The following is a 26,612-nucleotide window of genomic DNA, read 5'->3' on the forward strand; positions in this document are numbered from 1 at the left end:
GAATACCGGCCCGGCAGAGCTGAAATTGCGGCCACGATCACCAGGGCGATATCTGTTCCAGTCTCGAGTTGACCACCGGTACATAGAAGGTGGTGATACCCGCCATATTCGGGTGCGTTCCGGATCCCTCCGCACCTGGCAATCCGTCGACCAGGTCATCGAAAGTGTACTGAGCCCGGTGGACGTCATCGCGCGTGTCGAACGGGGTGTCCCCGAAGACGTCGGCGATGGCGACATTCCCATTCCGGCAGACCCGCAAGGTTTCCTCGCGTAGTGCCACCTGGGTGTCCCAGTCCCTCGAACCGAGCTTGTGAGCGGACACGTACACGAGGTGGGCGGCAGGCCACCTGCGCTTCATCGTGCGCAGCGTCTTCTCGAGTGCGGCCGAGTAAGTCCCCACGTCATAGCGGCCGTTGAAGACCGACTCGGCGTCGTTGGTACCGCCGTCGAAGAGGATGAAGTCCGGCGCGGCTGCCGTGGCCTGCTCGACCTGCGCAAGGATCTGCCCGCCGGAAGCATGCCGGTCGGCGCCGATGGTCGCGCCGTTCCGGGCGAATTTCGAAAGGGCCATTCCAGTACGCTCGGCAACGATGTCCACAAAACTGCGCGGATACACGTGACCATACACGATACTGTCGCCGAAGGCGTAGACGCTCCTGCCCGCCAACCCCGTGCCCACATCAATCTCCTCATCACTCGACTCTTCAGCAGTCCGATTTTAATCAGGGCATTGACCCGTTGGTCCAGGAGCGCGTAAATTGCATTTGAGAAAGCGCTTACTATCACGAAAGCGGAGTGCTGACATCATGACCACAACGCATGCCGGCCTGCCCGGGGGCGTCGCCATCTCGCATCTGTCGGTGTACGACTGGCCTGCCGCCGACGGGGCGTGCGGTGGCACCCCTCACATGCACCTGGCCTGTTCGGAGGCCTACGTCGTCACCGGCGGACGTGGGGCCGTGCACACGCTGACCGCGTCCGGGTACGAGGTCACGCCGCTCCAGGCCGGTACGGTCGCCTGGTTCACGCCCGGCACCATCCACCGGCTGGTCAACGAGGGTGATCTGCGGATCACGGTACTGATGCAGAACAGCGGGCTGCCGGAGGCCGGGGACGCGGTCCTCACGCTGCCCCCGGAGTACCTGACCGATCCGGAGACGTACGCACGTGCCTGCGCCATCCCGGCCGACGCGCCCGAGGAGGAGCAGGAGCGGTTTGCCCGAGCCCGGCGGGACCTCGCCCTGAAGGGCTACCGGGAACTGCGCGCGGCCGAGGGACCGCAGGCCCTGGCCGCCTTCCACCGTGCCGCCGCCGCGCTCGTACGGCCGCGCATCGCCGAGTGGCGCGAGCGGTGGCGACAGGGGGCCGAGGCCTCCGCCGCAGCAACCGGGGCGCAGCTCGACTGGCTGGAGCAGGCAGAGGCCCCGCACCTCGCGGATGCTGCCGTGAGGGCCGAACAGCCCGTTGCCGGTGGGAAGTTCGGGATGTGCGGTCGGCTTGAGGTATACGAGAACTGATGACGATGTGCGCCTGAGACCGGGCGGCGTTCACGGCCGGTTCGGCCCGCATCTCCACGCCGGACCGGACGGGTGGTGCGGACAGAGCGGACGGACCTGGTCCGCCTGCCCCGCGCCCACTCCGGCAGCGGCGCCCCCTCGGTCACCGCTTGCGGCCGGCACGACCCGTCGCGGGCGGCTCGGCCGTCGACTCCCGCCAGATGATCCGGAAAAGGGAGCCCTCACTCGTCTCGGGCACGCTGTCCCTCAGACCCGCGATCAGCTTGGCCATGGCCGTGCTGCCGAGCTGTTCGAGCTCCACGTCGACGGTGGTCAGGGACGGGGTCATGAACTGCCCGACGCCCGCGTTGTCCCAGCCGGTCACGCTGAGGTCGCCCGGCACGTCCCAGCCGCGCTCCAGGGCGCCCCGGACGACGCCGGCGGCGACGAGGTCGTTGGCCGCGATCACCGCGGTCGGCCGCGCATGGCCCGGGAGCGACCGTATCGCCTCGATGCCGGACTCCCCCGACCAGTCCCCGTCGAAGACCCCGACGGACTCGACCCCGAGGCGTTCGACGGTGTCCAGATAGCTCTGCTTGCGCGCCCTCGCGGAAGCGAACTGCGCGTCGCCCGCCACATGAAGGAACCGGGAGTGACCGAGCGCCGCCAAGTGCTCGATCATCCGCACCACGGGCGTGGCGTCGGCCAACTGCCCGATGCCACGCATCTCGTCGTCGAAGTCGGCCGAGATCACCACGGTCGTCCTCTGGTGCAGTTTGCTCTCCACCGCGGGAAGCACGGGGGCGAGGGAGAGGATGCCCTCGAACTGTCCCGAATCTGCGAGCTCCAGCAGTCGTTCGCTCCTCGCACGTACGCCGCCCCCGGCGCTCACGACGTCCACGAAGAACCCTCCGGCCTGCGCCGTCGCGCTGGCCCCCGCCAGCATGCGAGACGGGTTGAAGGCCATGGCGGGCATGAGTATCGCCAGCCGGCCGGTCTTGCGCGTGCGCATCGACCGCGCCACCAGGTTGGGACGGTAATCCAGTTCACGGATCGCGCTCTCCACCCGCTCCACGGTCGCGGGCTTCAGTCCGCTGTTGAATCGCAGGTACCGCGACACCGTCTGGGGCGACACACCGGCGAGTCGCGCCACATCGGTGATCGTCGGCCGTCGTCGCGCCGTGTCAGCGCCGTCCATCCGCTTCTCCCACCCATCCGCCAACGTTCCGGAAATCAGAGAGTACACACTCTTGACGCAAAAAGTGAACGTTCACTATGGTCCTCGCAACCCGAAGAGTGAACGATCACTTTTTTGGTCGCACGGGGCCCGGGACGGGCCCGCACCAGTGTGTTTCGATGCCGCCGCTCAAGGGAGCAGTGCCGTGAGCTCCATCAACGAACTACGCCGGCTGCGCGGGTCCCAACGGGGCGCGCGCCAGCAGAACAAGGCGGCGTTCTTCTTCCTACTGCCATGGTTCATCGGGCTCTTCGGGATCACTCTCGGCCCGATGCTGGCCTCGCTGTACCTCAGCTTCACCAAGTACAACCTGCTGCAACCGCCGCAGTTCAGCGGACTGGACAACTGGACGCGCATGCTCTCCGACGAGCGCCTGCACAAGTCGCTCCAGGTGACGTTCAGCTATGTGCTGGTCTCCGTCCCGTTGCAACTGGCGATGGCTCTGGGGCTCGCCCTGCTGCTGGACAGGGGAGTGCGAGGCCTCGCCTTCTACCGCTCCGTCTTCTACCTGCCCTCACTGATCGGCGGCAGCGTGGCGATCGCGGTGCTGTGGCGCGCGATGTTCGGGACCAACGGCCTGGTCAACGAGGCCCTGGCCCTCGTCGGTGTCCAGGGGCAGGGCTGGATCTCGGAGCCGGGAACGGCGCTGTCGACCCTCGTCGTCCTGAACGTCTGGACCTTCGGCTCACCCATGGTGATCTTTCTCGCCGGGCTGCGGCAGATTCCGACCTCCCTCTACGAGGCGGCCTCCGTCGACGGCGCGAAGCACTGGCGCCAGTTCCGCAGCATCACCATTCCGCTGCTGACCCCCATCATCTTCTTCAACCTGGTGCTGCAGATCATCCACGCCTTCCAGACCTTCACCCAGGCCTTCGTGGTCTCCGGCGGTACCGGAGGGCCCGCCGACTCCACCCTCTTCTTCTCGCTGTACCTGTACCAGCGCGGGTTCGGCCACTTCGACATGGGTTACGCATCCGCGCTCGCGTGGGTCCTGCTCCTCATCGTCGCGGCCTTCACCGCCGTCAACTTCTGGGCCTCAAAGTACTGGGTGTTCTACGATGACTGACCGCACCGCAGCCGTACCTCGCTCGCTGCCCGCCCACCGCCCCCACGCGACGCGCCGGATCAGGCGTGCGGTGCGCGCCCCTCTCAAACACTGCCTGCTGGCTCTGTGTGCCCTGACGATGCTGTACCCCGTCCTGTGGATGGTGGCCAGTTCGCTGCGGCCCAACAACCAGATCTTCCGCAGCGCAGGAATCGCGGTGACGCACCCGCGCCTCGAGAACTACAGCAACGGCTGGAACGCCTTCTCCGAACCGTTCAGCCACTACATGATCAACTCGGCGATCGTGGTGACCGGTGCGATCCTCGGCAATCTCCTCGCCTGCTCCCTGGCCGCGTACGCGTTCGCCAGGCTGGAATTCCGGGCGAAGCGCATCTGGTTCGCCATCATGCTGGTCACCATCATGCTGCCGATCCACGTGATCATCGTGCCGCAGTACGTCTTGTTCTCGGAGCTCGGCTGGGTCAACACATTCCTGCCTCTGATCGTGCCGAAGTTCCTGGCGACCGACGCCTTCTTCATCTTCCTGATGGTGCAGTTCATCCGCGGCATCCCGCGCGAGATCGATGAGGCCGCACGGCTCGACGGCGCCGGGCACGCGCGGATCTTCTTCTCCCTCATCCTGCCGCTGATGGTCCCGGCCCTGGCGACCACGGCGATCTTCACCTTCATCTGGACCTGGAACGACTTCTACACCCAGCTCATCTACCTGACCGACCCGGACATGTACACCACGCCTCTCGCGCTGCGGACCTTCGTCGACCAGCAGACCGCGACGGACTGGGGCTCGGTGTTCGCCATGAGCGTCGTGTCGCTCGTACCCGTCTTCCTCATCTTCCTCGCAGGACAGCGCTTCCTTCTGCGTGGCATCGCGACCACCGGCGGCAAGTAACCGCGGGGGCTACTGCCGGACATGCGGAGGCGACCGGGCCATGGCCGCTCGGGAGCACCGCGGACATCAACCCGACCCACCCATCAGAATCAGGACAAGCCCATGAACCCCAGCCCCTTCAGACGCGTCGCGGTCGGAGCGATCGCCTCACTCTCGCTCGTACTGACCGCCTGCTCCGGCGGCAACGCCGAATCCGCTTCCGACCTCAGCGACAAGCCGGTCACCATCCGCGCCACCTGGTGGGGAGCGGACGCCCGCGCCCAGCTCACCGACGAGGTCATCAAGGCGTTCGAGAAGAAGTACCCCAACATCACGGTCAAGGGCCAGTACAAGGACTGGAACGGCTACTGGGACGCTCTCGCCACGACGACCGCGGCCAAGGACTCTCCCGACGTCGTCCAGATGGACGAGTTGTACCTCGCGTCGTACGCCGACCGCGGAGCGCTGTACGACCTCGGCAAGGCCAAGAAGCTCCTCAGCACGTCACAGTTCGACGACCAGGCCCTGGCCACCGGGCAGGTCGACGGGGCACAGTACGCGCTTCCCGTCGGCGTCGGCGTCATGTCCATCCTCGTGAACACGGACCTGTTCAAGAAGTACGGCGTGAAGGTTCCCGACGACACGACATGGACGTGGGACGACTACGCCAAGATCGGGAAGGAACTGACCGACAAGAGTGGCGGCAAGATCCATGGTGCCGCCGGCGCGCCCGGCTTCTCCGCCGGCGACGTCAAGTACTGGGCCCGTCAGCACGGTGAAAACCTCTTCGACAAGGACGGCAACGTCTCGTTGAAGCCCGACACGCTCGCCGGGATGTGGAAGTACGGTCTGGACCTGACCTCCTCGGGAGCCAGCGTCAAGGCCTCGACGATGGTCGAGGACATGACCGCGGGTGTCACCGCCGGCAGCTTCGCCACCGGCAAGGCGGCCATGATGGGGGCGTACAACACCCAGATCACCGCGATCCAGCAGGCCACGGGCGCCCATGTGAAGCTGCTGCAGATGCCCCGTGTCGGCAGCACCAAGGCCAACTTCTTCAAGCCCTCCATGTACTGGGCGGTCTCCAGCCAGAGCAAGCACCCGGCCGAGGCAGCTGCGTTCATCAACTTCATGCTCAACGACCAGAAGGCCGCCGACATCCTCAAGACGGAGCGCGGAATCCCCGCCAACAAGGAGATGCTGAAGCACCTCCAGCCGGGCCTGGCCGGGACCGACAAGGCGGCAGCCGACTACATGAAGGCCGTGACCCCGGGGGAGTCACCGGTCGTGACCCCCAACGGCGGAAGCGGCATCGAACCGCAGCTGCAGCGCTACAGCCAGGAGGTCTACTTCAAGAAGACCTCGCCCGAAGCCGCCGCTAAGGCCTTCGTCAAGGAGCTCCAGGGCGAGATCGACGCGGCCAAGTGACCTCCTTCCCGGGGGCCGGCGCCGCTGCCCACGGCCCCCGGGAGGCCCCGCGAGAAGTGGGGCAGGAACCAAGAGAGAGAAAACACCCATGCCAAGCCCCCGGCCGCCGTACCGCGTGGCCATCATCGGCACCGGCGGTATCGCCCACGCTCATGCCGAAGCCCTCAGCGAACTCTCCGAACGCGCCCGGCTGGTCGCCGTCGCCGACGTCGACCCCACCCGTGTCGCCGAGTTCGCCGACCGATTCTCCGTGCCGCACCTCTTCAACGACACGCAGGCTCTGCTGGAGAGCGAAGACCTCGATCTCGTACACATCTGTACGCCCCCGCAGACCCACGCACCCCTGGCGTCCATGGTGATGCGGGCCGGCGTCACCGCGCTGGTGGAGAAACCGACGGCGCTGAGCCTGCGCGAGATGGACCGGCTGGCCACAGTGCAGGAACAGACCGGCTCCAAGGTCCTGACCGTCTTCCAGCACCGCTACGGCGCGGCGGCCGTACGCCTGCGAGAGCTGGCCCGGTCCGGCGCGCTGGGCCGGCCGCTGGTCGCCACCTGCGAGACCCTCTGGTACCGGCCCGACGCGTACTTCGAGGTGCCGTGGCGGGGGCGCTGGGACGTCGAGGGAGGCGGCCCGACCATGGGACACGGCATCCATCAGTTCGACCTGATGCTGTCGGTTCTCGGCCCCTGGTCGCAGATCACCGCACTCGCCGACCGCCAGACCCGGCCCACGGACACCGAGGACGTCTCGATCGCCGCCGTCCGGTTCGACAACGGAGCCCTCGCCACGGTGGTCAACTCCCTGCTGTCCCCCCGGGAGACCTCGCGCCTGCGCTTCGACTTCGAGTACGCCACGGTAGAACTCGAGCACCTCTACGGCTACCGCGAGGAACACTGGCGGTTCACGCCGGCCTCCGGCCACGAGGAGCTCTCGGACCTCTGGGCCAGTGGTGACGAGCCGGACATCACGAGTGGTCACCGGCTCCAGATCGAGGCCGTGTTCGATGCCTGGGAGGCCGGTGAGGAACCCGGTGTCTGCCTGCCGGACGCGCGTCGCACGCTGGAGTTCGCGGCGGCGACGTACGCCTCGGCCTTCCGCGGTGTCCGCGTCGCCGCGGGCGAACTGACCGACGACGACCCGTTCGCGGAAAGCATGGACGGTGGCGCAGTGCCGTGGGAGCCGGTCAAGGAGGCCCTCGCATGAACGCTCTTGAGATCCGCCACGACCTCGGCACCTCGGTCACGGTACGCGACGGCGGCACCGAGTTGTTCCGCTACGTGTACCAGCCTGACACCGTCCAGCTGGAATCCCCCAAGCCCTACATCCATCCCCTGCGCACCCGGGCCGGCAAGGTCGTCAGCCTGTTCCGTCCCCACGACCACGTCTGGCACAAGGGCATCGCGTGGTCCCTGCCCCACGTCGGCGAGGAGAACTTCTGGGGCGGTCCCACGTACATCCACGGACGCTTCTACGTCCAGCTGGAGAACAACGGAACCCAGGCCCACCGCCGAGTTGTCGACCTGGACAGGACCGACGGAGCGGCGACGTTCACTCACGACCTGGACTGGACCACCCAGGCCGGCGCGCTCTTCTTCACCGAACGCAGGACGCTGCGAGCGAGCGTGATCTCCCCCCACGCTTGGGCGTTGACGTTCGAGACGCGGATGACGAATGTCTCCGGAACGGACGTCGCCATGGGATCGCCGACCACCAAGGGACGGGAGAACGCCGGCTACGGCGGCCTGTTCTGGCGTGGCCCGCGGTCATTCACCGGCGGGCGGTTCGTGACCGAGGAAGGCATGGGTGGTGACGAGGTTCGTGGGCGGCGCATGGAGTGGATGGGCTTCGCGGGCCGCCACGACGAGACAGACGCGCAGTCGCTCGTACTCATGCTCGACGACACGGCCAACCCGAGTCACCCGCCGCAATGGTTCGCCCGGACCGAGGAGTTCGCCTGCCTCAACCCGGCACCGTTCTTCAGCGAGGAGCTGACCGTCGAGGACGGCGCGACCGTGCGGTTCCGCTACGGTGTCGGGATCGCCGATGCCGACGCGACCGCGGCTCCCGCACTCGCCGATGCGGTACGCCGGGTGCTCACACCGTCGGATACGCCGTCCGCACGTGCCGCGGAATCGTCTTCGGGGAGCTTCGCGACGGAGTGATCCGACCCTGCTCGCTGTGCAAGCCCCAGGCGTGCACTCCCCGCTCACCAGGGGGTGCACGCCTTCCTGGCCACGCGGTGATCGGTGGGCCGGGGCTGGTCAGCGCGGTCATGGCGCCGACGCTGGCCCTCGCCTTCGCCGGTTTCGCCGTCGCCGGGGTCGATCCGGCGTAGGCGTCCCCCGTCGTCATGGAGTTGAGCGGCACGGCTGGGTCACGGGCCGACGGGGCCGCGTCGGGCGCGAGGTCGCGATCGCGACGTCCATTGCCTGCCCAGGCCGCCTCCACTTCGTCATAGTGACGAGTCGACACGAAGAGCGACGGACTGTTCGCTGCACATCGCCCTCCAGGTACACCGGTGTCACACACCTGGGCACTGCCGGGGCGCCTTCGCCTGCGCGCGGAGATCCCGCCTGGTGGAGCAATCGCGGCGGAGCTACACCCGGCGATTTCACAACCGCTACAGTGATGCCGACCCTGTCCACCGCGCCGGAGCCCACCTTGCCGAACCTGTCCCACCTCGAGGAGATCTTCTCCGACGAGGGTGACGGCGCCGTCGGCCCCGTGCGATCGCCCGGCTGGCAAAGCAACGTCTCGCCGCAGGGACTCACAGTGACATTGATCGCCGACTACACGTTCCCCGTCCGGGCGTGGTTGCCGTCGGCGGCGATCGTGGCGTTGCTCGGCGAGTTCCACGTGACCGCGGGCGCCGCCCGTACGACGATCAGCAGGCTGATGCGCCGCGGGGTGCTGGAGAGCAGCCGGCAAGGACGGTACAGCTCCTACCGGCTGACGTCGCAGGCCGCCGTCGACCTGTGGAGCGGCGCCAGCTCGATCGCCACCTTCACCACCCAACCCGACTCGTGGGACGGTCGGTGGACACTGATCGCCTTCTCCGTCCCCGAACAGGAGAGCACGCGGCGGCGCGCACTGCGCGCCGCGCTGCGCTGGCGCGGATTCGCGCCGCTGTACGACGCGCTCTGGGTGTCGCCGCACCCCCTGACCCCCAAGGGGCGGATCGAGGTGGCCGACCTGGCGCGGGGAGCGGTGACCGTGTTCCGCGCGCGGCAGGAGGAACTGGACACAGAGGTCGACCGCAACCCGGTCCAGGCGTGGGACCTGCCCGGCATCGCCGAGCACTACCGGGCTTTCGTCGATCGTTGGAGCGGCTTGCTTGCGCACATCAGCGCCGACCGCGTCAGCGGTGCGGACGCGGTGCGTGCACGGACCGAGGTCATGCACGCCTACCGGCACTTCCCCATTCTGGACCCGCTGCTCCCCATCGGGCTGCTGCCGCCCGGCTGGCCCCGGTCGCGGGCGCGGGCAGTCTGCGTCGCGGTGTACGACGGTCTGCTCCAGCCGGCCCAGGACCACGTCCGCTCCGTGGTGACCCGATGCGCGCAGGGACCGCACCCCGACATCAGGGCCCACACGATCGCCGGCATGAGTGCGGGGATCGGCCACGGCTGACTGCGGGCCGCCGCGAGTGTGATCGGGCGGGCCTCAAAGACGTCACACCGTGCCTCCTGAGCCTGCGATCTGTCGAATGCGCGTCGAAGACAACAGAGTTGAGCGCCAATGATTGACAGATCGGCACCCGGTCGGGAATGTACCTGTTGCAAGGCATGTGGGAACGCTCCCAGAGGTGCAGCACACGGCGAGTGGAAGGAGAGGCACCCCTGCGCCGTTTCCGCAGAATCGACACCTCCCCGTCAGACAGGCGGGCGGGTGGGCGCGGAGGGCTGCTCCCTCAACCAGCCACGGTTCGGCCGGTGTTCAGCGGCTCGCCGCGTCTGTGTCGGCAAGTCCACACCACGCCGATGACCACCACGGGCAGGCCGGAACGGCCTGCACCGTGCGCGATTCGCCGACCTGACCACCCCACGACCACTCCCCCACCACCTAGGTCAGCCTCACCGCCGCGGCATCACCGACGCCTCTTCCCGGCACCTGGCCGAGCAGCGCTCCGCACCCCCCACACCAGGAGTCTTCATGACCATGCAACGGCGTAGTTTCCTGACCCTGAGCGCAGCCGGAGCCGCGAGCGTCCGCATGTCCCTGCTCAGCACGAGCCACGCAGGTGCCACCGCGAGCGCCGGCGCCCCGACCCAGCGGTTCGCGGTCGGCGTACGTCAGTACGCCTGGAGCCGCGGCAGCCGACGGTGGACCACCTACGTCCACTACCCCGCCACCGGCACTCCCGGTGGCTCCCCGGTCACCAGCGCCCCCGTCGCCCAGGGCGTCTTCCCGGCCTGCGAGTTCATGCACGGCTTCAGCAGCAGCCCGCAGAAGTCCCTGGCGATCAGCCGCCCCGGGCCCCGTGGCCGGTGCAGCCACCTCCAACACGCCACCTGGGAATCCACCCTGAGTTGAGGAGCAACCACGCACGGCCCGAGTTCGCGCGGTGGCCGCCCACGGACGCGCGTGAGGTCAGCCGCTGCGCAATCGACTGTGCTCGTCCAGGCCGGCGTGGACGCCACCGACCGAACAGCCGGCGGCTCCGGCCCTCCCACTCGTAGAGATGGATCCACTTGAGGGTCCGACGCCCTCAAGGACACAAGAGAGGAAAGCTCATGGCGTCACTAGCAGGGAAGATCAGAGTCATTTTCCTTGCCGTCCTGTTGGCGGTTGCCGCATCGGTGTACGGCACGGCGCCGCAGGCATCGGCCGATACCGCGGCACAGTCGAGCGCCTCACAGATCGTGGCCGACATGGGCGCGGGATGGAATCTGGGGAACCAACTCGAAGCCACCACCAACGGATACCCCAGCGAAACAGCGTGGGGCCAGCCGAAGGTGACGCAGGCCCTCATCGACAAAGTGAGGGCGGCCGGGTTCAAGACGATCAGGATCCCTGTCTCCTACCTCGGATACATAGGGCCCGGCCCGAATTACACGATCAACGCCTCCTGGCTGAACAGAGTCCAAGAAGTCGTCAACTATGCCTACAACAGGGGTCTGCATGTGCTGATCAACATGCACGGCGACGGGTACAAGACTGTCAACGGCTCCTGGCTGATCTGCGATTCACCTTCCCAGGCGACGATCAAGGCCAAGTACGAGAAAGCCTGGCAGCAGATCGCGAACAGGTTCAAGAACTACGACCAGCGCCTGATCCTGGAGTCCATGAACGAGGAGTTCGACGGGCAGTACGGCCGCCCGACCCAACCGTGCTACTCGAACATCAACAGCTACAACCAGATCTTCGTGGACACCGTGCGGAAAACGGGCGGAAACAACAGTTCGAGGTGGCTGCTCGTGGCCGGCTGGAACACGAACATCGATTACACCGCGGGGAACTACGGCTTCGCGCTTCCGTCCGACCAGTACCGCTCCCCCTCCATTCCCGCGAATGAGCGTCGGATCATGATCTCCGTTCATCACTACAGCCCCTGGGACTTCGCCGGAGAGGAAAGCGGCACCATCACGCAATGGGGTCGAGCAGCGACCAACCCGTCGAGGACGTCGACCTGGGGACAAGAGGACTATCTCGATGCGCAGCTCAAGATGATGCGCGATGTGTTCGTCACGAAGGGGTATCCGGTAGTGGTGGGCGAGTACGGTGCCATCGACAAGTCATCGTTCGATTCGTCGAACAACAGGTATCGCGCGGACTTCGCACGGGCCGTCGTGGCCACGGCCAAGAAATACGGCGCGGCCACCGTCTACTGGGACAACGGCACAACCGGTCGGTACGGGTTCGGGCTGTTCGACCGGCGCTCCCTCACGGTCACCCAGCAGGGCATCATCAACGCCATCATGACCGGCGCCAGCGGCAGTGCTGCCGGCTCCGGCCTTCCGTCCGGCACGTAGCAGGACCCGAATCTCGGCGACGGGTACGTACCTCTGCATACCACCTCCTCGACAGGCTCGGCGGGCCCGCCTTCGCCGTCAGCCGGCGCCTGGACATCCGGCGCCTGCTCGATGCCGTTCACCACCGCGCGCACCGTGTAACCGGCCGAGTCCGGGGCGCCGGCGTCCGAGTAGTTCGTCGAGGTGGTCAAAGGCGAGGAAGGGGAGACGCGTTCATTGATGGCCCGTCAAGCATTCTGTTGGCTCTTTCTGTTCGAGTGTGTGCGGGTACGAGCCAACGAGAGGTCCCGTGCGTGGCCCCGTCCTCAGCGCCGCACTCCTCCTGAAAGGGCACTTGAACTGGGCTTGTCCCCTGCCGTATCAGACAGCTCACGGCCGAGGCACCGCGAACCCCTGACCCACAGGATCGCACTGCTTCTTCCGTGGATGCCTGAGCAATGGTTGACAGCTTGGCGCCCGATCGAGAGGCTGCGCGATGTACCTCAAGTTCGTCGTGATGTGATTGCGCACTTCCGTCGCAACAGCTCTGTGATCGCTCACAGTCACGATCTGGAGGAGCGCCCTGGCACGCCAAGGCCGCCCCCTTCGACACGTGCATGTCCCCGTTCACCGGCTACACCATGGGCGCTTGGGACTTCTCCAGCAAGCGGCCCACCGTGATCATGAACGGCTTCATCCAGGCCTGAGCAACGGGCCATGGACCTCAACCCGGGCAACTCTGCGGTCAAGAACTGGGATTGGTGATTGTAATGGGCATGACACTACGTCTGGAAGGGCACGGGGTCAGGCTGGGAGCAGTGGGTCTGCTGACCCTTGCGACGCTGGTCGGCACCGGTGCGGCGCATGCCGATGCCGCCACGCGGGCACTGCCGGCCGGTTGTTCCGGCACTGCGCCGATCAAGTGTCACTACGCGGTCTCACCCGGCAACTACGACGTGACGGTCTCCCTCGGTGGTGCCTCTGCCGCCGCGACCGACCTGTGGGTGGAGGCCCGGCGCATGATGCTTCCGGCGACGAAGACGGCTGCCGGTGCCGCCGCCACGTACTCGTTCACAGTCAACGTGCGGCAGCCGGAGGGGCAGCCGACCGGCCAGGGCGGCACCGGAAACCCTGGTCTTGACATCCGGTTCGCGGGGACCAACCCGCAGGTGTCGGCCGTCTCCGTGAAACCGGCGACCCAGCCGCTGGTCGCCTACCTGGCCGGTGACTCGACCGTGTGCGACCAGCCCGTGGCCCCGTACACGGGATGGGGCCAGATGATCACGCCGACGGTGGGTCCCGGAGCGTCCGTCGCCAACTACGCGGACTCGGGGGAGAGTTCGGGCAGCTTCCTGAGGAACTCGGCGCTCTTCCCGGCACTGCTGTCGAAGGTCAAGGCGAACGACGCGGTCATCATCCAGTTCGGCCACAACGACAAGCAGACCAGCGCGTCGGCCTTCCGCAGCAACCTCACCTCCATGATCACGCAGGTCCGCGCGAAGGGCGGCGTCCCGGTTCTGGTGACCCCGCCGGTCCGCCGGCAGTTCAACGGCAGTCGGCTCACGCCCACAGCGCTGCACGTCAACGGCCTTGGAGTGAACCTGCCCGCCGAGATGCGCCAGGTCGGCACTGTGCAGAACGTGCCAGTGATCGATCTGACCACCAAGAGCAAGACGCTGGTCGAGTCCCTCGGCCCGTCCGCCTCCGCACAGCTCTTCCTGCGCTCATCCGTCGACGGTGTCACGGACAACACCCACTTCTCGCAGTACGGCGCGAGCCAGATGGGCGAGCTGGTGCTCCAGAGCATCCGCGAGCAGCGCCTGCCTCTGGCCGCGTACCTGCGCTGACCGACGCCCGGCGCCAGTCCCAAGGAGGGACTCGTTGAGGAACTTACGGATTCTCATCACGACCGCGCTCGTGATCGCCTTGTCGAGCCTCGGTGTCAGCGCCGCATCCGCGGCGGACCGCGTCGCCACGAACTGCACCAGTGCCTCCCGCGCCCAGGTCCCGGCCGCACGGGCGATCGCCGCGCCGGTCACCGTGTGGCTGGCCGGCGACTCCACCATGGCCAACCCGAGTTCCGGCCGTTGTCCGGTCGGCTGGGGCAGCCGGTTCGACGCCCTGTTCAACAGCGACGTGACGGTCAGGAACCAGGCGGTGGGAGGCCGCAGCATCCAGACCTGGCTGTACGAGGGGAACGTGAGCAGCACCAAGGGCTCGGACGGTGAGTGCCGCCTCACGTCCACCACGTACTCGTCCCGCTGGCAGGCGATGCTGAACTCGAGCACCGGAATGAAGGCCGGTGACTACCTGTTCATCCAGTTCGGCATCAACGACTCCTCCTCGACCTGCCCCCGGCACGTCGGCCCGGCCCGGTACCGGCAGTTGATGACCATGATGGCCCAGGCCGCCCTGGCCCGGGGCGCTCACCCGGTGCTGCTCACCCCGGTGGCTGCCATCACCTGCTCCGGCGGCACAGCGACCAAGAACCGCGGCTTCGTCAATGAGACCTTCGCCGCCGGATCCGCCACCAGGGCCCCCGTCATCGACCTGCAGACGCTCAGTGTCTCGCTCTACAACAGCCTCCGCTTCTGCCCGAACAACGGCGACTACGGAGGCAGCGGTCCCCTGGGCACCTTCTTCTGCAACGACCACACCCACTTCGACACCTACGGCGCCCAGCGGGTCGCAGGGCTCGTCGCCGGTGACGTGCGCCGCCAGAACCTCCCGCTCGCCGCGTATCTCACGTAGCACGCGGCGATGGCGCGCGAACCGAGGCCTGTCGGTTCGCGGGTGGCCTCCATGACAGCGGGACAGCAGACCTAGGACGCAGTCGTCCCTACCGACCTGTGCATCCCCTCGTCGAGCGGCTGGGCCAAGCGCGAGCTCACCGGCATAGGGCTGCCCGGCGGGGCCGCCACCGTCACCGTGCGGGCGTCGGGTTCGGGCGGCGTCACCGTCGACCAGCTCTCACTCGTCAAGACCTCTGCCGGCACACCAGTGCCTTCGGGGCGTTACGAGGCAGAGACCGCTCCGGCACAGTGCCGGGGCACGATCGACTCGAATCGAGCCGGCTATTTCCGGCACCGGGTTCTGCAACGGCGACAGCGCTGTGGGGGCCTTCGCGGAGTTCACCGTGAACTCCGAGACTCCCCGCACGGCGACGCTGGGGATCCGGTTCGCCCATGGCGCCACCACCGGTGCCAGGCCCGCGAACCTTGTCGTCAACGGAGCCACGGCAGGGGCGCTTTCGTTCGAGTCCACCGGTGCGTGGACGACGTGGACGACCAAGACCGTGACGGTCCCGTTGAACGCCGGCAGCAACACCATCCGGCTGGATCCGACCACGGCAGCCGGACTGCCCAACGTCGACCACCTCGATGTCGGCTGACTGACACCCCCGTGCTCTGCCGGTCTCTGCGACCGGCAGAGCGTACGGAACAGCCCATGCCGCCCGTACGTGACATCGTCAGGAGAAGGACATGAGCAGAACGCGTCTGCCCCGCGCCATCGCGGTCACGACGACGTTGGCCGCCATGGTGTCCGCGAATTTACTCATGGTGCCCGAGTCGGCCCACGCAACCTTCGGAACCGCGGACATCAAGCCGATCGAGAGCAATATCGCTGCCAAGCCCTGGGCCTCGGCAACGGCCGGCAACGGCTCGCCGACCGCCGGGCTGGCCATCGACGGCGACCCGACGACGTCCTGGCAACCCGGTCGTGCCGGCGCCCGGCAGTGGCTCACCGTCGACCTCGGTGGAACGTACGACAACCTGCGCAAGGTCAAGGTGCTCTTCCCGGATCGTGGCGTAGCGCATCAGTACGTCGTCGAGGCTTCATCCGACGGCCGCCGGTGGAAGACCATCGCCGACCGGTCCCGTGACCGAGCCGTGGTGCGCGGGGAAGTGCACCTGTTCACCCGTCCGGCAACGCGCTTCGTCCGGCTGACCTTCGCAGGTGGGCCGGGCCGGGCCCGGGCAGGTGTCAGCGAGCTCCAGATCTTCAACTACCTGCGCGACGACCTCACCCTCGGTGCCGATCTGTCCTGGGTGGACGACGTCCAGGACCGGCAGTACTGGGTCGATCCCCTGGCCGAGGATCGCGGCGCCGGCCCACACCTGCTCGACGTGGCCAAGGACCGTGGCATGCAGTACGCCCGGCTGCGGATCTTCAACGAGCCGCGCAGCGAGAGCACCGGTCAACGGACACCGGTACCGCGCCAGGGCCCGGAGCGCTCGCTGGCCTCAGCCAAGTGGATCAAGCAGCGGGACATGGGCCTGGGCATCGACTTCCACTACGCGGACTCATGGGCGGACCCGAGCAAGCAGCCGAAACCACGCGCCTGGGCCGAGCTGGAGTTCGCGGACCTGTCCCGTGCCGTGTACGACTTCACCGCCGACTATCTGAAGCGGTTGATCCGGCAGGGCACCACGCCGGAGAAGGTGGCCGTCGGCAACGAGATCATCAATGGCTTCATGTACGGCAGCGAGGCGGCCCACATCGGCACGACGAATCCTCCGTATTTCGTCGACCAGGCCGATGTCTACCAGTCCCAGCCCGGCGGTGGCCTGCTGTGGAAGTACTGGCGGTCGACCGACCCGGTGGAGCGGCAGCTCTACGACCAGTCATGGGACCGGTTCACCACCCTGGCCGCGGCCGGGATCAAGGCCGTCCGCGACGCGTCACCGAAATCCAAGGTCGAGATCCACGTGATCGTCGGCAAGGACCGGCTCGCCAAAACCATGGAGTTCTGGCACCAGTTCCTCACCCGGGTGAAGGCAAAAGGCCAGAACCCCGATGTGCTGGCCATCTCGTACTACCCGGAATGGCACGGTACGCCCGAGGCGCTGGATCTCAACCTCAACACCATCGCCACCACCTACCCCGGCTACGAGATCGACATCGCAGAAACCGCCTACCCCGCGTCGGGCGGCGAAGGCTCGCCGTTGCCCAACTCGCCGTACCCACGCACCATTCAGGGGCAGGCGGACGCGATCCGGAGGGTGTTCCAGGCCGCCAACGACGTGGTCGACAACCGAGGTTCAGGGGTCCTGGTGTGGGAGCCGGCCGGCTACCAGCCCATGTTCCGGGCCGTGCCCCAACTGACGAACACGTGGGAGCCGCACGCGTCCATCAACGTCTTCAACGCCAGCCGCGCCAAGCACATCCTCCAGGACACCGTCCACACCGCCACCGTGGCGGGAGCCGCCCCGAAGCTGCCCTCCTCCATCCACCTGCTCACCACCGCCAACAACACGATCACCCGTGTCCCCGTCCGCTGGCAGCCGTTGCCGCCTGGCGCGACCGACAGGCCGGGTGAGGTGACCGTCACCGGGACGACCGGCACAGGACCGGTCACGGCGGTCATCGACGTCATGCCCCGCCACGGTGAACACGACGTGACCACCTCATAGCCTGCTTCACCGACGTCGTACCGCCCAGACCACGACGGCACCGGCGACACCAGCACTGCTTCACAGCAGTGCTCCGCTCACTCGGTGGCCGACAGCGACAACTGCGGCAGCGCCTGGGGAAAACCAGGCCGTGTTCGACCGGAACGGCCACACTCTCCCCGACCATCCGGTGCGTCCGACCAACCGCACGCCACTCCTGCCGCCCGTCGCGAAGGGCAGGAGCACCCACACCCCTGTTGCGCCGTGCGCCCCGCCGACCTGTCGTCCTCTGTCGCCGGCGGGACGCACCCGGCAACGGGACCAGCCGAACGCAAAAACCCCCACCCATCCCCGCCCTCAGGGAGTCACCATGACCTTGCGACGACGGACATTCCTCAGCATGAGCGCGGCCGGAGCGACGGGCGTGGGCCTGTCCCTGCTCGGCGCGGGGCAGGCACCGGCCGCGGCCGGGCCACTGGACACGGCGCCGACCACGCCGTTCGCGGTCGGCGTGCGCCGGTACAACTGGACCCGCGGCAACCGCCCGTGCACCACCTACGTCTACTACCCCGCCACCGGCACCCCGGGCGGCAACCCGGTGACGAACGCCCCGGTCGCAGGCGGTGTCTTCCCCGTCTACAACATGACCCACGGCTACGGAAGCAGCCCGCAGAACTCCCTGTTCATCATCCGGGCCCTGGCCTCCGCGGGCTTCATCGTCCCGCCCCGCACTTCAACCACAACTTCACCGACGTCAACAACGGCAACACCTCGAAGGACGTCTCGCAGATCCTCACCAACACCCTCGCGCTCAACGCGAGCGGACCGCTGGCCGGGCACATCAACACCGGCATCGGCGTCGGCGTCGCGGGCCACTCCCTGGGCGGCATGGTCACCCACGGTCTGCTGACCTCCTGGCCCGACAGCCGGATCGTCTCCGCCAACCCGCAGTCCTGCGTGGACATGGGCAACCCCGCCGCCTCGGTCTCGGCCAAGGTCCTGTTCGTGCACGGCGACCGGGACTCGACCACGCAGTACTCCTCGGCCCGGCAGGCGTACTCGGAGATCACCTGGCCCAAGGCGTTCCTCACCTTCGTCGGCGGCAGCCACACCAGCTTCTGGAGCGACCAGCGCTTCCCCAGGACCGTCGTCGACTGGGCCCGCTGGACCATGTACGGCGACACCGCCGCCCGGGACCGCCTCCCCGCCGACGCGTCCGGGTCCAACACCAGGTGGGAAGCCCAGCTGGGTGACTCGCCCGGCGGCCCGGGCCTCTACACCCTGCTGGCCCAGCACAGCGGCAAGGCCGCCGACATCAACGGGGCCTCCACCGCCGCCGGCGCACAGCTCGTTCAGCGGACCACCAACACTCGCCCCAACCAGCAGTTCGAGTTCGTCGACGCCGGCGACGGCCACGTCCGCGTCAAGGCACTGCACAGTGGCCTGTGCCTCCAGCCCGCGGGCACCGCGACCGGCGCGGACATCGTCCAACAGGCCGACACCGGCGCCACCAGTCAGCAGTGGCGCGTGGTCGACCACGGCGGTGACGTGATCAGCCTCGTCAACCGGCAGTCCGGCCTGGCCATGGACGTCTGGGAATACTCGACCGCCGACGGCGCCCGAATCTCCCAGTACACCTACAGCGGCAACCCCAACCAGCGCTTCACCCGCCGCCGCGCCTGACCGGGACCTGTCGGAGCACCGCTCGGGCAACAGGGCGGGCGGTGCCCCGACAGGGCGGCGGCAATCCTTCGCGCACCCGTCTGAAAGGTCATCACAACGACCGCCCCGGGATCGACTGGAAGACTCTGTCCATGGCACTCCGTCCCGATGGCCGCACGATCGCCGCGGCAGCACCGACGGCACCACTCGCCTATGGCACGTCGCCGCTCCCCTGAATCCGGCATCTCGGCCGGCAACGCCCACGACAGCGAAGGGCTGAAGCCCATGATCGAGGGTCACCGAACGAGACATGACCCGCGCAACGGCAGGTACTTCAAGTCCCGACGCCTTCACGCGGACAAAGCCTACGACCGTGCCGACCTGCGCAGATGGCTCAGATGGAAACGAATCGGAGTACGCATCGCCCGCAAAGGGATCGAGTCCAGCGAACGATCAGGAATGACGCTGGGTCATCAAGCGGACCATGTCCTGGCTGTCCGGCTACCGCAGACTCAGCCCACGCTACGAACGCCATCCCCGCAACCACCTGGCTTTCCTCGGCCTCGCCGCAGCCATGTGCTGCTACAAGCGCCCTGTCCGCCTCACCACGTAGGACACGGCCTTAGGGGTCCTTTCACTATGCCCGTCCGGGTCGCGCGGCCTGGCACCGCACCTCGCCGCGTTGCCGAAACGCCCTAGTAGCTCCGCTACGAGGGCTTCCCGGCGCCTTGCGATGCACGGCACCAGACCACGTGCCCTGATCGGACGCTCATAGTGAAAGGACCCCTTAGTCAGCACCAAACCAGCCCGGGAGTCAGCACGCCACCTCCAAAACATGCCCGAAAAGCGCAACTCGGACAGTACTCTCGCGGGCTCGATCGGGGCTCTCGCAGAGCCCCCGGCGACGCCCTCATGGTGGCCGCACGCACCTCCACACCCAGAACTGTGGTGTCCCACCACATACGCCTCTGACCTGCAGGTTCCTACGGTATGGCGACACGAAACTGTCCCCGCCAACCGCCAGGAAGTGGTGCCGATGTCCTCCTCCGCGACCGCTCCCCCGCCCCCCGCCAGCCTCAAGCGCATCGTCACCGCCAGCCTCATCGGCACCACCATCGAGTGGTACGACTTCTTCCTCTACGGCTCCGCCGCCGCTCTCGTGTTCAACCAGCTGTTCTTTCCGGACTCCGACCCGCTCGTCGGCACGCTGCTGTCGTTCCTGACGTACGCGGTCGGGTTCGCCGCCCGCCCGCTGGGCGCGCTGGTGTTCGGGCACTACGGCGACCGGCTCGGGCGCAAGAAGCTGCTGGTGCTGAGTCTGCTGCTGATGGGCGGGGCGACCTTCGCGATCGGGCTGCTGCCGACGCACGCCTCCATCGGGACGGCCGCGCCGGTGCTGCTCACCGTGCTCCGGCTGGTCCAGGGTTTCGCGCTCGGCGGTGAGTGGGGCGGTGCCGTACTGCTGGTGTCGGAGCACGGGGACGCCCGGCGGCGCGGGTTCTGGGCGTCGTGGCCGCAGACCGGCGCACCGGCGGGGCAGCTCCTCGCCACCGGTGTGCTGTCCCTGCTCACGGCCCTGCTGTCGGACGCCGCGTTCGGCAGCTGGGGCTGGCGGGTGCCGTTCCTGCTCTCCGGTGTGCTGGTGATCGTCGGTTTGTGGATTCGTCTGTCTGTCGATGAATCGCCGGTGTTCAAGCAGGCGTTGGCGCAAGCCGCGGCCCGCAAGGCGGACCGTGCGCCGGGAGCCGAGAGTCTGCCGCTCGTCTCCGTGCTGCGGCACCACTGGCGTGACGTCCTGATCGCGATGGGGGCGCGCATGGCGGAGAACATCAGCTACTACGTCATCACCGCGTTCATCCTCGTCTACGCCACCACCTCGGCCGGAGTCTCCAAGCAGACCGCACTCAACGCCGTACTGATGGCCTCCGCCGTGCACTTCGTGGTCATCCCGGCGTGGGGCGCGCTGTCCGACCGGATCGGCCGCCGGCCCGTGTACCTGATCGGTGCCGTCGGTGTCGGGCTGTGGATGTTCCCGTTCTTCTCATTGATCGACACCGGCGGCTTCGGCAATCTGCTCCTCGCCGTCACCGTCGGGCTGGTCCTCCACGGGGCGATGTACGCGCCGCAGGCCGCGTTCTTCTCCGAGATGTTCGCGACGCGGATGCGCTACTCCGGCGCCTCGATCGGCGCCCAGTTCGCCTCGGTCGCGGCGGGCGCGCCGGCGCCGCTCATCGCCACCGCCCTGCTGGCCGAATACGGCGGCTCCACGCCGATCGCCCTGTACGTCATCGCCGCCGTCGTGCTCACGGTCGTCGCGGTGGTGGTGGCCGAGGAGACCCGTCACCGGGACCTGGCCGATGTCGTTCCGGCCACCGAGCCGAGGGCCGACCGGACGAGCGCCACCGTGGAGGACGTCCGCAGCGTCTGATCCCGCGAGCGTGTTCTGCGGCCCCCGTACGTCCGCGCGTACGGGGGTCAGTGCCGTGCCGGCGCCGACAACCGGTGCAGGCGCAGGGCGAGCTGGATCTCCAGGGCGCGCGCCGGGCTCTGCCAGTCGTCGCCGAGGAGGCGGCCGACACGCTCCAGGCGCTGGGCGACCGTGTTCACATGGACGTGCAGCTCGTCCTTGGTGCGGGCGGGACTCATGCCGCACGCGAAGTACGCGTCGAGGGTGCGCAGCAGCTCCGTGCCACGTCGCCGGTCGTAGGCGAGGACCTGACCGATGGTGCGGTCGACGAAGCCCGAGATGTCCCGGTCGCCGGCCAGGAGCAGTCCCAGGAAGCCGAAGTCCTCGGCAGCGGCCCCATCGCCACGACGGCCGAGGACGCGCAGGGCTTCGAGGCAGCGCCGGGCCTCCGCGTAGGCCGTGGCCACGGTCTCGGGACGGAGGGCGAGGTCGTCGGCGGGTGCGGAAGCCCCGACGGTGACCGGTGCGTGGACCGCGGTGCCCAGGTGCCGGGCGGCGCGGCGGGCCAGGCCGGTCGCCGTGTCCCCGGGGCCGAGGGGCAGCAGCAGGACGGTGCCCCCGTCCCGCGCGGCGGCCAGGCCGTGCCGGGTGGCGGCCAGGTGGGACGCGGCCGCCGCCAGGCGTCTGCGGGCGTCCGCCTCTTGGTCGGCATCGGCCGCGCAGCTTTCCGTCCGCGCGGCCAGGACCACGTGGAGCGCGTCGAGGTCGGCGTGGAGCCGGGCCGCACGCTCCCGCAGCAGGCGCGGGTCGCGGTCACGGGCGTCCAGCAGGTCGTCCAGCAGTTCGCCGCGCACGCGTTGTTCGGCCTCGGCGGCGGATCTGCGGGCCAGGAGCAGCAGGGAGGTGACCATGGCGGCACGTTCCAGGGTGCGCTGGTCGACGGGGTCGAGTCCCGAGTGGCCGCGCAGCACCAGCGCGCCGAGCAGTTCACCGCCCGCGGTGACGGCCGCGATCCAGTCGTCCTCGTGCCGCACCGCGTGACCCTCCGCGCGGGACGTCTCCAGCGCCCCGGCCGGTGCGGCGGTGGGCTCGGCGAACCGGACCGTGCCGTCGAGGATCTCGGAGACGGCCGCGGCCACGTCGTGCACCCCGCCGCCGCGCAGGACGAGCTCGGCCAGCCGGTCGTGCACGTCGGACGCGCGTTCTATGACGCCGCTGCGGTCCCGGATGATCTCGTTGGCCCGCTCCAGACCGGCGAGCGCCGACCGGGTCTCGGCGAGCAGGTTGGCGGTGTCGATGGCGGCCGCGGCGAGGGCGGCGAACGAACCGAGCAGGGCGATCTGCTCCCGCTCGAAGACCCGGGCGCGGCGGTCCGCGGCGAACAGCACGCCGATGACGTGGTGCCCTAGGGTCAGCGGCACCCCGAGGATGGCCACCAGTCCTTCGTCCCGCACGCCCGCGTCGATGGTGAGGGTGTGCTGGAAACGGTCGTCCTTGAAGTAGTCGTCGGTGACATAGGGGCGCGCGGTCTGGGCGACCAGGCCGCCGAGCCCCTCCCCCATGCCGAGCCGCAGCTGCTGGAACCGGGCCGCGACGGAGCCCTCGGTGACCCGCATGTAGGTGTCGCCGCGCTCGGTGTCGTGCAGGCTGAGGTAGGCGACGTCCGTGCCCAGCAGCGAGCGGGCACGCTGCACGATCGCCTGGAGCACGGCGTCGAGGTCGCGCAGCCCCGCGAGGTCGTGGGCGGTCTCGAACAGGGCGGACAGCTCGGCCTCGCGCCGGCGCCGCCCCTCCAGCTCGGCGCGCACGCGCAGGGCGAGCGGCTTGGCCTGCCGGAGCGCGGCGATCCACTCCGCCGGGCGCCCCTCGGCACGCGCGAGCAGCTCCGGCTGCTCGTAGGCGTCGGCCGACGCGCCCCTGGCCAAGAGCTCGAGGAACGGCATCTCGGCGGACTGCACATGATCGCTGGACATGCTCACAGGATTCACCATGACCGGGCCGTCCCGTCAGCCCTGTGGACAACTCCCCGGGCCGACGGAAGCGGCGGCTCAGTGGGCGGTCCAGCCACCGTCGAGCACGAGCGAGGTGCCGGTCACGAAGGACGCCTGCGGACCGCACAGATACGCCACCGCCTCGGCGACTTCCTCCGGTTCGATGAGCCGCTTGACGGCACTGTCCCGCAGGAGCACCTCGGTCAGGACCCGCTCCTCGGGGATGCCGTGCGCCTGCGCCTGTTCGGCGAGCTGCTTCTCGACCAGGGGGGTGCGCACATAGGCGGGGTTCACACAGTTCGAGGTGACTCCGTGGGGCGCGCCTTCGAGGGCGGTGGTCTTGGACAGTCCTTCCAGACCATGTTTGGCGGCCACATAGGCCGACTTGTAGGCCGAGGCGCGCAGCCCATGGACGGATGACACGTTCACGATGCGGCCCCACCCCTGCCCGTACATGCGGGGCAGGGCTCCGCGGATCAGCCGGAACGGCGCTTCCAGCATCACGGTGAGCACCGTGTGGAACACGTCGGGCGGGAACTCCTCGATGGGTCGCACCAGTTGGATCCCGGCGTTGTTGACGAGGACGTCGGTGCCCGCGGCGGCGAGTTCGGCGGCGTCCAGGTCGGTGAGGTCCAGGACGTGCGGCTCCACCGTGCCGGCGAGACCGCGACCCCGGTCGGCCAGTGTCGCCAGCCCCGCGGCGTCCCGGTCGACGGCTCTCACCTTGGCCCCGGCGGTCGCGAGCCGCAGAGCGCAGGCACGTCCGATGCCACCGGCGGCGCCGGTGACGAGCGCGGTGCGTCCGCCCAGGTCGAGCGGAACGGCGTGGGGGGCCAGGTGGGCACGGGGCACGGTCATGGTGCGACCCTAGGCAGCGCCCCCGCCCCACCCCATGTGGTCAAGCCCCATAGTTCAACCCGAGGCAGTGGGGTCGAACCATGTGGGGGCGTCCGACAGGGCCTGCTTGATCCTGAGCAGTCCGAACTCGTTCAGTTCGGGCAGGGCGTCCACGTCGAACCAGGCCACGTCCAGCGACTCGTCGTCGTTGACCCGCGCCTCGCCGCCGACGGCCCGGCAACGGAAGGTGATGTCCATGTACTGGCAGGTGTCGCCGTTCTCGTAGGTGACCGGCTCCAGGGCTTGGACGACGACGACCCGCTCGGCGACGCAGCGCACGGCCGTCTCCTCGTAGACCTCTCGTACCGCGCAGGCCGCGGGCTGCTCCCCGGGGTCCGGGATGCCGCCGATCACGGACCACTTGCGGGTGTCGGCGCGGCGGTTGAGCAGCACCTTGCCCTCGTCGTCGAAGACGAGAGCGGTGACCCCGGGGAGCCAGAGCAGCTGATGACCGGCGGAGGCTCGGAGGGTGCGGATGAAGTCGGGAGTAGCCATGCCGTCGACCCTAAGGGCCGCTTTCGGTGGCTCGACGCGATTCGGCGGCGTGCGACCGGCGTACCGCTACACGTCACCGGCGCGTCGTCCGCGCAGCCCGGTGGCGACGGCCCGGCCGAGTCCGCCGGCCGCGACCAGCACGAGCGCGATCTCCGGGAGGACGCCGAGCCGGGTGGCGGGAGTCTGCGAGGACCGCAGCGGCACCTTCTGCACCAGGGAGTCGGCGACGAACAAGCCGGTCTTCTGGGTGATTCTCCCGTCCGGCATGATGATCGCGCTGACACCGCTGGTCACCGGCACCGTGACGGTCCGGCTGTGCTCGACCGCGCGCACCCGGGACATGGCGAGCTGCTGGTAGGTCATCTCGCTGCGGTCGAAGGTGGCGTTGTTGCTGGGCACGGAGATCATCTGGGCGCCGTCGGTGACCTCCGAGCGCACGGTCCAGTCGAAGGCGGCCTCGTAGCAGGTGACGAGGCCGACCTTGGTGCCGTCCATGGTGAACACGCCCGGCTTGGTGCCGCGGCTGAAGTCCTGGCGGACCATCGCGGTCCAGTCGTTGTTGATCGCGCCGACGAGCGAGCGCAGCGGCAGGTACTCGCCGAACGGCTGGATCTGGCGCTTGTCGTAGGTGTCGACGGGGCCCTTCGCCGGGTCCCACAGGATCTGCTCGTTGTACAGCCTGCCGTCCCGCTCGACGACGCCGCCGACCGAGATGGGCACACCGATGGACCGGGCCGCGGTGTCGATGACGGCACGGGCGTCGGGGTTGGCGAAGGGGTCGATGTCGGAGGAGTTCTCCGGCCACAGCACGAAGTCGGGCCGCTCGGCCTTGCCGGCCTTGACCTGGGCGGCCAGACGTTCCGTCTCGCGCGCGTGGTAGTCGAGGACGGCACGTCGCTGGGAGTTGAAGTCGAGGCCGGCGCGGGGCACGTTGCCCTGGATCACCGCGACCGTGGCGGTGCCGTCCTGGGCCGTGTCGCTGACCAGCGGCCGGGCCGAGACGGCGCCCACGACCGGGACGGCAAGGCTCAGCAGGCCCACGGCCGCCGCTGCGCGCCGCACCTCACCGGTCCGCCGCCGGCGCACGGCCAGCCGGACGACCTCGTACAGTCCGAAGCCGCACAGGACCACAGCGAAGCCGAGCACCGGGGTGCCGCCCACCGCGGCGAGCGGCAGGAACACGCCGTCCGCCTGCCCGAACGCGATCTTTCCCCAGGGGAAGCCGCTGAAGGGCGCACGCGCGCGGGCCGCCTCGCCGGCGATCCACACGGCGGCCGCCCACACCGGCCAGCCGGGCAGCTTCGACACCGCCGCCACACCCACACCGACCACGGCGATGAAGAGGGCCTCGATCGCCACCAGAGCGAGCCACGGTCCCGGCCCCACCTCCACTCCGGTCCACACCAGCAGCGGCAGCAGGAAGCCGAGGCCGAAGAGGTAGCCGAGGCCCAGGGCCGCCTTCCAGCCGCGGCCGCGCAGCACCCAGCCGAAGACGGCGAACGCCGGCAGGGCCAGCCACCACAGCGTGCGGGGCGGGAAGGAGACGTAGAGGAGCAGGCCGGAGAGCGCGGCTGCGGCGGCCGGAAGGAGACGCACGAGCCGCTCGGCCCAGGTCCGCGCCGCGGGCGCGGTCCGCGACTCCAGCTGGTCCGACTCGCCGACGGAGGTTGCGGTGACGGTCACTCCCGGAGTCTAAGGCGCGTGGCCTCGGGCCGAACAG

The 26,612-nt window shown here is 68.6% G+C and carries 21 protein-coding genes and 2 pseudogenes; 16 read left to right on the forward strand and 7 right to left on the reverse strand.

The window, feature by feature from the left end; genetic code table 11:
* Positions 1 to 37: 37 nt before the first annotated feature.
* A complete protein-coding gene (locus ABTX62_RS11770) occupies positions 38 to 679 on the reverse strand; it encodes an SGNH/GDSL hydrolase family protein (RefSeq protein ID WP_352116002.1) in 642 nt (213 codons plus the stop codon).
* 127 nt (positions 680 to 806) lie between these two features.
* On the opposite strand from ABTX62_RS11770, the gene ABTX62_RS11775 reads away from it, so the two are divergent.
* The gene (locus ABTX62_RS11775; protein WP_352116003.1) at positions 807 to 1,517 is read left to right on the forward strand and encodes a cupin domain-containing protein; all 711 of its coding nucleotides are present in this window, start codon (positions 807 to 809) and stop codon (positions 1,515 to 1,517) included.
* A 142-nt stretch (positions 1,518 to 1,659) separates the two neighbouring features.
* Here ABTX62_RS11775 and ABTX62_RS11780 read toward each other — a convergent pair whose 3' ends face one another.
* On the reverse strand, positions 1,660 to 2,694 hold the full coding sequence (locus tag ABTX62_RS11780) for a LacI family DNA-binding transcriptional regulator (protein ID WP_352116004.1): 1,035 nt from the start codon (positions 2,692 to 2,694) through the stop codon (positions 1,660 to 1,662).
* 184 nt (positions 2,695 to 2,878) lie between these two features.
* Between ABTX62_RS11780 and ABTX62_RS11785 the strand changes: the two genes are divergently transcribed.
* The 8 genes from ABTX62_RS11785 (at position 2,879) to ABTX62_RS11820 (ending at position 12,068) form a co-directional block, all read left to right on the forward strand.
* Positions 2,879 to 3,799 (forward strand): carbohydrate ABC transporter permease, encoded by a 921-nt coding sequence (locus ABTX62_RS11785; RefSeq protein ID WP_352116005.1) that lies wholly within the window; start codon positions 2,879 to 2,881, stop codon positions 3,797 to 3,799.
* On the forward strand, positions 3,792 to 4,688 hold the full coding sequence (locus ABTX62_RS11790) for a carbohydrate ABC transporter permease (RefSeq protein WP_352116006.1): 897 nt from the start codon (positions 3,792 to 3,794) through the stop codon (positions 4,686 to 4,688). The genes ABTX62_RS11785 and ABTX62_RS11790 overlap by 8 nt, the downstream gene beginning before the upstream one ends.
* A 102-nt stretch (positions 4,689 to 4,790) precedes the next feature.
* A complete protein-coding gene (locus tag ABTX62_RS11795) occupies positions 4,791 to 6,095 on the forward strand; it encodes an ABC transporter substrate-binding protein (protein ID WP_352116007.1) in 1,305 nt (434 codons plus the stop codon).
* 88 nt (positions 6,096 to 6,183) lie between these two features.
* Positions 6,184 to 7,299 (forward strand): Gfo/Idh/MocA family protein, encoded by a 1,116-nt coding sequence (locus ABTX62_RS11800; protein WP_352116008.1) that lies wholly within the window; start codon positions 6,184 to 6,186, stop codon positions 7,297 to 7,299.
* Positions 7,296 to 8,258: a DUF6807 domain-containing protein gene (locus tag ABTX62_RS11805; protein WP_352116009.1), complete on the forward strand. Its 963-nt coding sequence runs from the start codon at positions 7,296 to 7,298 to the stop codon at positions 8,256 to 8,258. The genes ABTX62_RS11800 and ABTX62_RS11805 overlap by 4 nt, the downstream gene beginning before the upstream one ends.
* Positions 8,259 to 8,724: 466 nt before the next feature.
* Positions 8,725 to 9,726 carry a PaaX family transcriptional regulator gene (locus ABTX62_RS11810; RefSeq protein ID WP_352116010.1) on the forward strand — a complete coding sequence of 334 codons (1,002 nt, stop codon included), beginning with the start codon at positions 8,725 to 8,727 and terminating at the stop codon, positions 9,724 to 9,726.
* Between the two features lie 522 nt (positions 9,727 to 10,248).
* Entirely contained in the window at positions 10,249 to 10,629 is a 381-nt protein-coding gene (locus tag ABTX62_RS11815) for a hypothetical protein (RefSeq protein WP_352116011.1), read from the forward strand.
* A 200-nt stretch (positions 10,630 to 10,829) separates the two neighbouring features.
* A complete protein-coding gene (locus tag ABTX62_RS11820) occupies positions 10,830 to 12,068 on the forward strand; it encodes a glycoside hydrolase family 5 protein (protein ID WP_352116012.1) in 1,239 nt (412 codons plus the stop codon).
* Positions 12,069 to 12,154: 86 nt separating this feature from the next.
* Here ABTX62_RS11820 and ABTX62_RS37880 read toward each other — a convergent pair.
* Positions 12,155 to 12,268 (reverse strand): annotated as a pseudogene (locus ABTX62_RS37880) (rhamnogalacturonan endolyase family protein); the annotation flags it as partial.
* Between the two features lie 555 nt (positions 12,269 to 12,823).
* Between ABTX62_RS37880 and ABTX62_RS11825 the strand changes: the two are divergent.
* The 7 genes and pseudogenes from ABTX62_RS11825 (at position 12,824) to ABTX62_RS11855 (ending at position 21,530) form a co-directional block, all read left to right on the forward strand.
* Positions 12,824 to 13,894 carry a rhamnogalacturonan acetylesterase gene (locus tag ABTX62_RS11825; protein ID WP_352116013.1) on the forward strand — a complete coding sequence of 357 codons (1,071 nt, stop codon included), beginning with the start codon at positions 12,824 to 12,826 and terminating at the stop codon, positions 13,892 to 13,894.
* A gap of 34 nt (positions 13,895 to 13,928) precedes the next feature.
* Positions 13,929 to 14,798: an SGNH/GDSL hydrolase family protein gene (locus ABTX62_RS11830; protein ID WP_352116014.1), complete on the forward strand. Its 870-nt coding sequence runs from the start codon at positions 13,929 to 13,931 to the stop codon at positions 14,796 to 14,798.
* 361 nt (positions 14,799 to 15,159) lie between these two features.
* Positions 15,160 to 15,438 (forward strand): carbohydrate-binding protein, encoded by a 279-nt coding sequence (locus tag ABTX62_RS11835; RefSeq protein ID WP_352116015.1) that lies wholly within the window; start codon positions 15,160 to 15,162, stop codon positions 15,436 to 15,438.
* Positions 15,439 to 15,529: 91 nt separating this feature from the next.
* Positions 15,530 to 17,461: a glycosyl hydrolase 53 family protein gene (locus ABTX62_RS11840; protein WP_352116016.1), complete on the forward strand. Its 1,932-nt coding sequence runs from the start codon at positions 15,530 to 15,532 to the stop codon at positions 17,459 to 17,461.
* Between the two features lie 525 nt (positions 17,462 to 17,986).
* Complete coding sequence (locus tag ABTX62_RS11845; protein ID WP_352116017.1) at positions 17,987 to 19,123, forward strand: RICIN domain-containing protein; 1,137 nt, start codon at positions 17,987 to 17,989, stop codon at positions 19,121 to 19,123.
* Positions 19,124 to 19,342: 219 nt separating this feature from the next.
* Positions 19,343 to 19,715: pseudogene (locus tag ABTX62_RS11850) on the forward strand (transposase); the annotation flags it as partial.
* Between the two features lie 423 nt (positions 19,716 to 20,138).
* Positions 20,139 to 21,530: an MFS transporter gene (locus tag ABTX62_RS11855; RefSeq protein ID WP_352116018.1), complete on the forward strand. Its 1,392-nt coding sequence runs from the start codon at positions 20,139 to 20,141 to the stop codon at positions 21,528 to 21,530.
* Positions 21,531 to 21,577: 47 nt separating this feature from the next.
* Here the strand turns inward: ABTX62_RS11855 and ABTX62_RS11860 are convergent, their stop codons facing one another.
* The 4 genes from ABTX62_RS11860 to lnt all read right to left on the reverse strand — a co-directional run bounded on the left by ABTX62_RS11860 (position 21,578) and on the right by lnt (position 26,575).
* Positions 21,578 to 23,482: a helix-turn-helix domain-containing protein gene (locus ABTX62_RS11860; protein WP_352116019.1), complete on the reverse strand. Its 1,905-nt coding sequence runs from the start codon at positions 23,480 to 23,482 to the stop codon at positions 21,578 to 21,580.
* Positions 23,483 to 23,557: 75 nt separating this feature from the next.
* Positions 23,558 to 24,358 carry a 3-hydroxybutyrate dehydrogenase gene (locus ABTX62_RS11865; RefSeq protein ID WP_352116020.1) on the reverse strand — a complete coding sequence of 267 codons (801 nt, stop codon included), beginning with the start codon at positions 24,356 to 24,358 and terminating at the stop codon, positions 23,558 to 23,560.
* Positions 24,359 to 24,412: 54 nt separating this feature from the next.
* Positions 24,413 to 24,892 carry an NUDIX hydrolase gene (locus ABTX62_RS11870; RefSeq protein WP_352116021.1) on the reverse strand — a complete coding sequence of 160 codons (480 nt, stop codon included), beginning with the start codon at positions 24,890 to 24,892 and terminating at the stop codon, positions 24,413 to 24,415.
* A gap of 66 nt (positions 24,893 to 24,958) precedes the next feature.
* Positions 24,959 to 26,575: an apolipoprotein N-acyltransferase gene (gene lnt, locus ABTX62_RS11875; protein ID WP_352116022.1), complete on the reverse strand. Its 1,617-nt coding sequence runs from the start codon at positions 26,573 to 26,575 to the stop codon at positions 24,959 to 24,961.
* Positions 26,576 to 26,612: the final 37 nt, after the last annotated feature.

The organism is Streptomyces sp. NPDC096046 (genome assembly GCF_040303285.1).
In the GTDB taxonomy this organism is placed as follows: domain Bacteria; phylum Actinomycetota; class Actinomycetes; order Streptomycetales; family Streptomycetaceae; genus Streptomyces.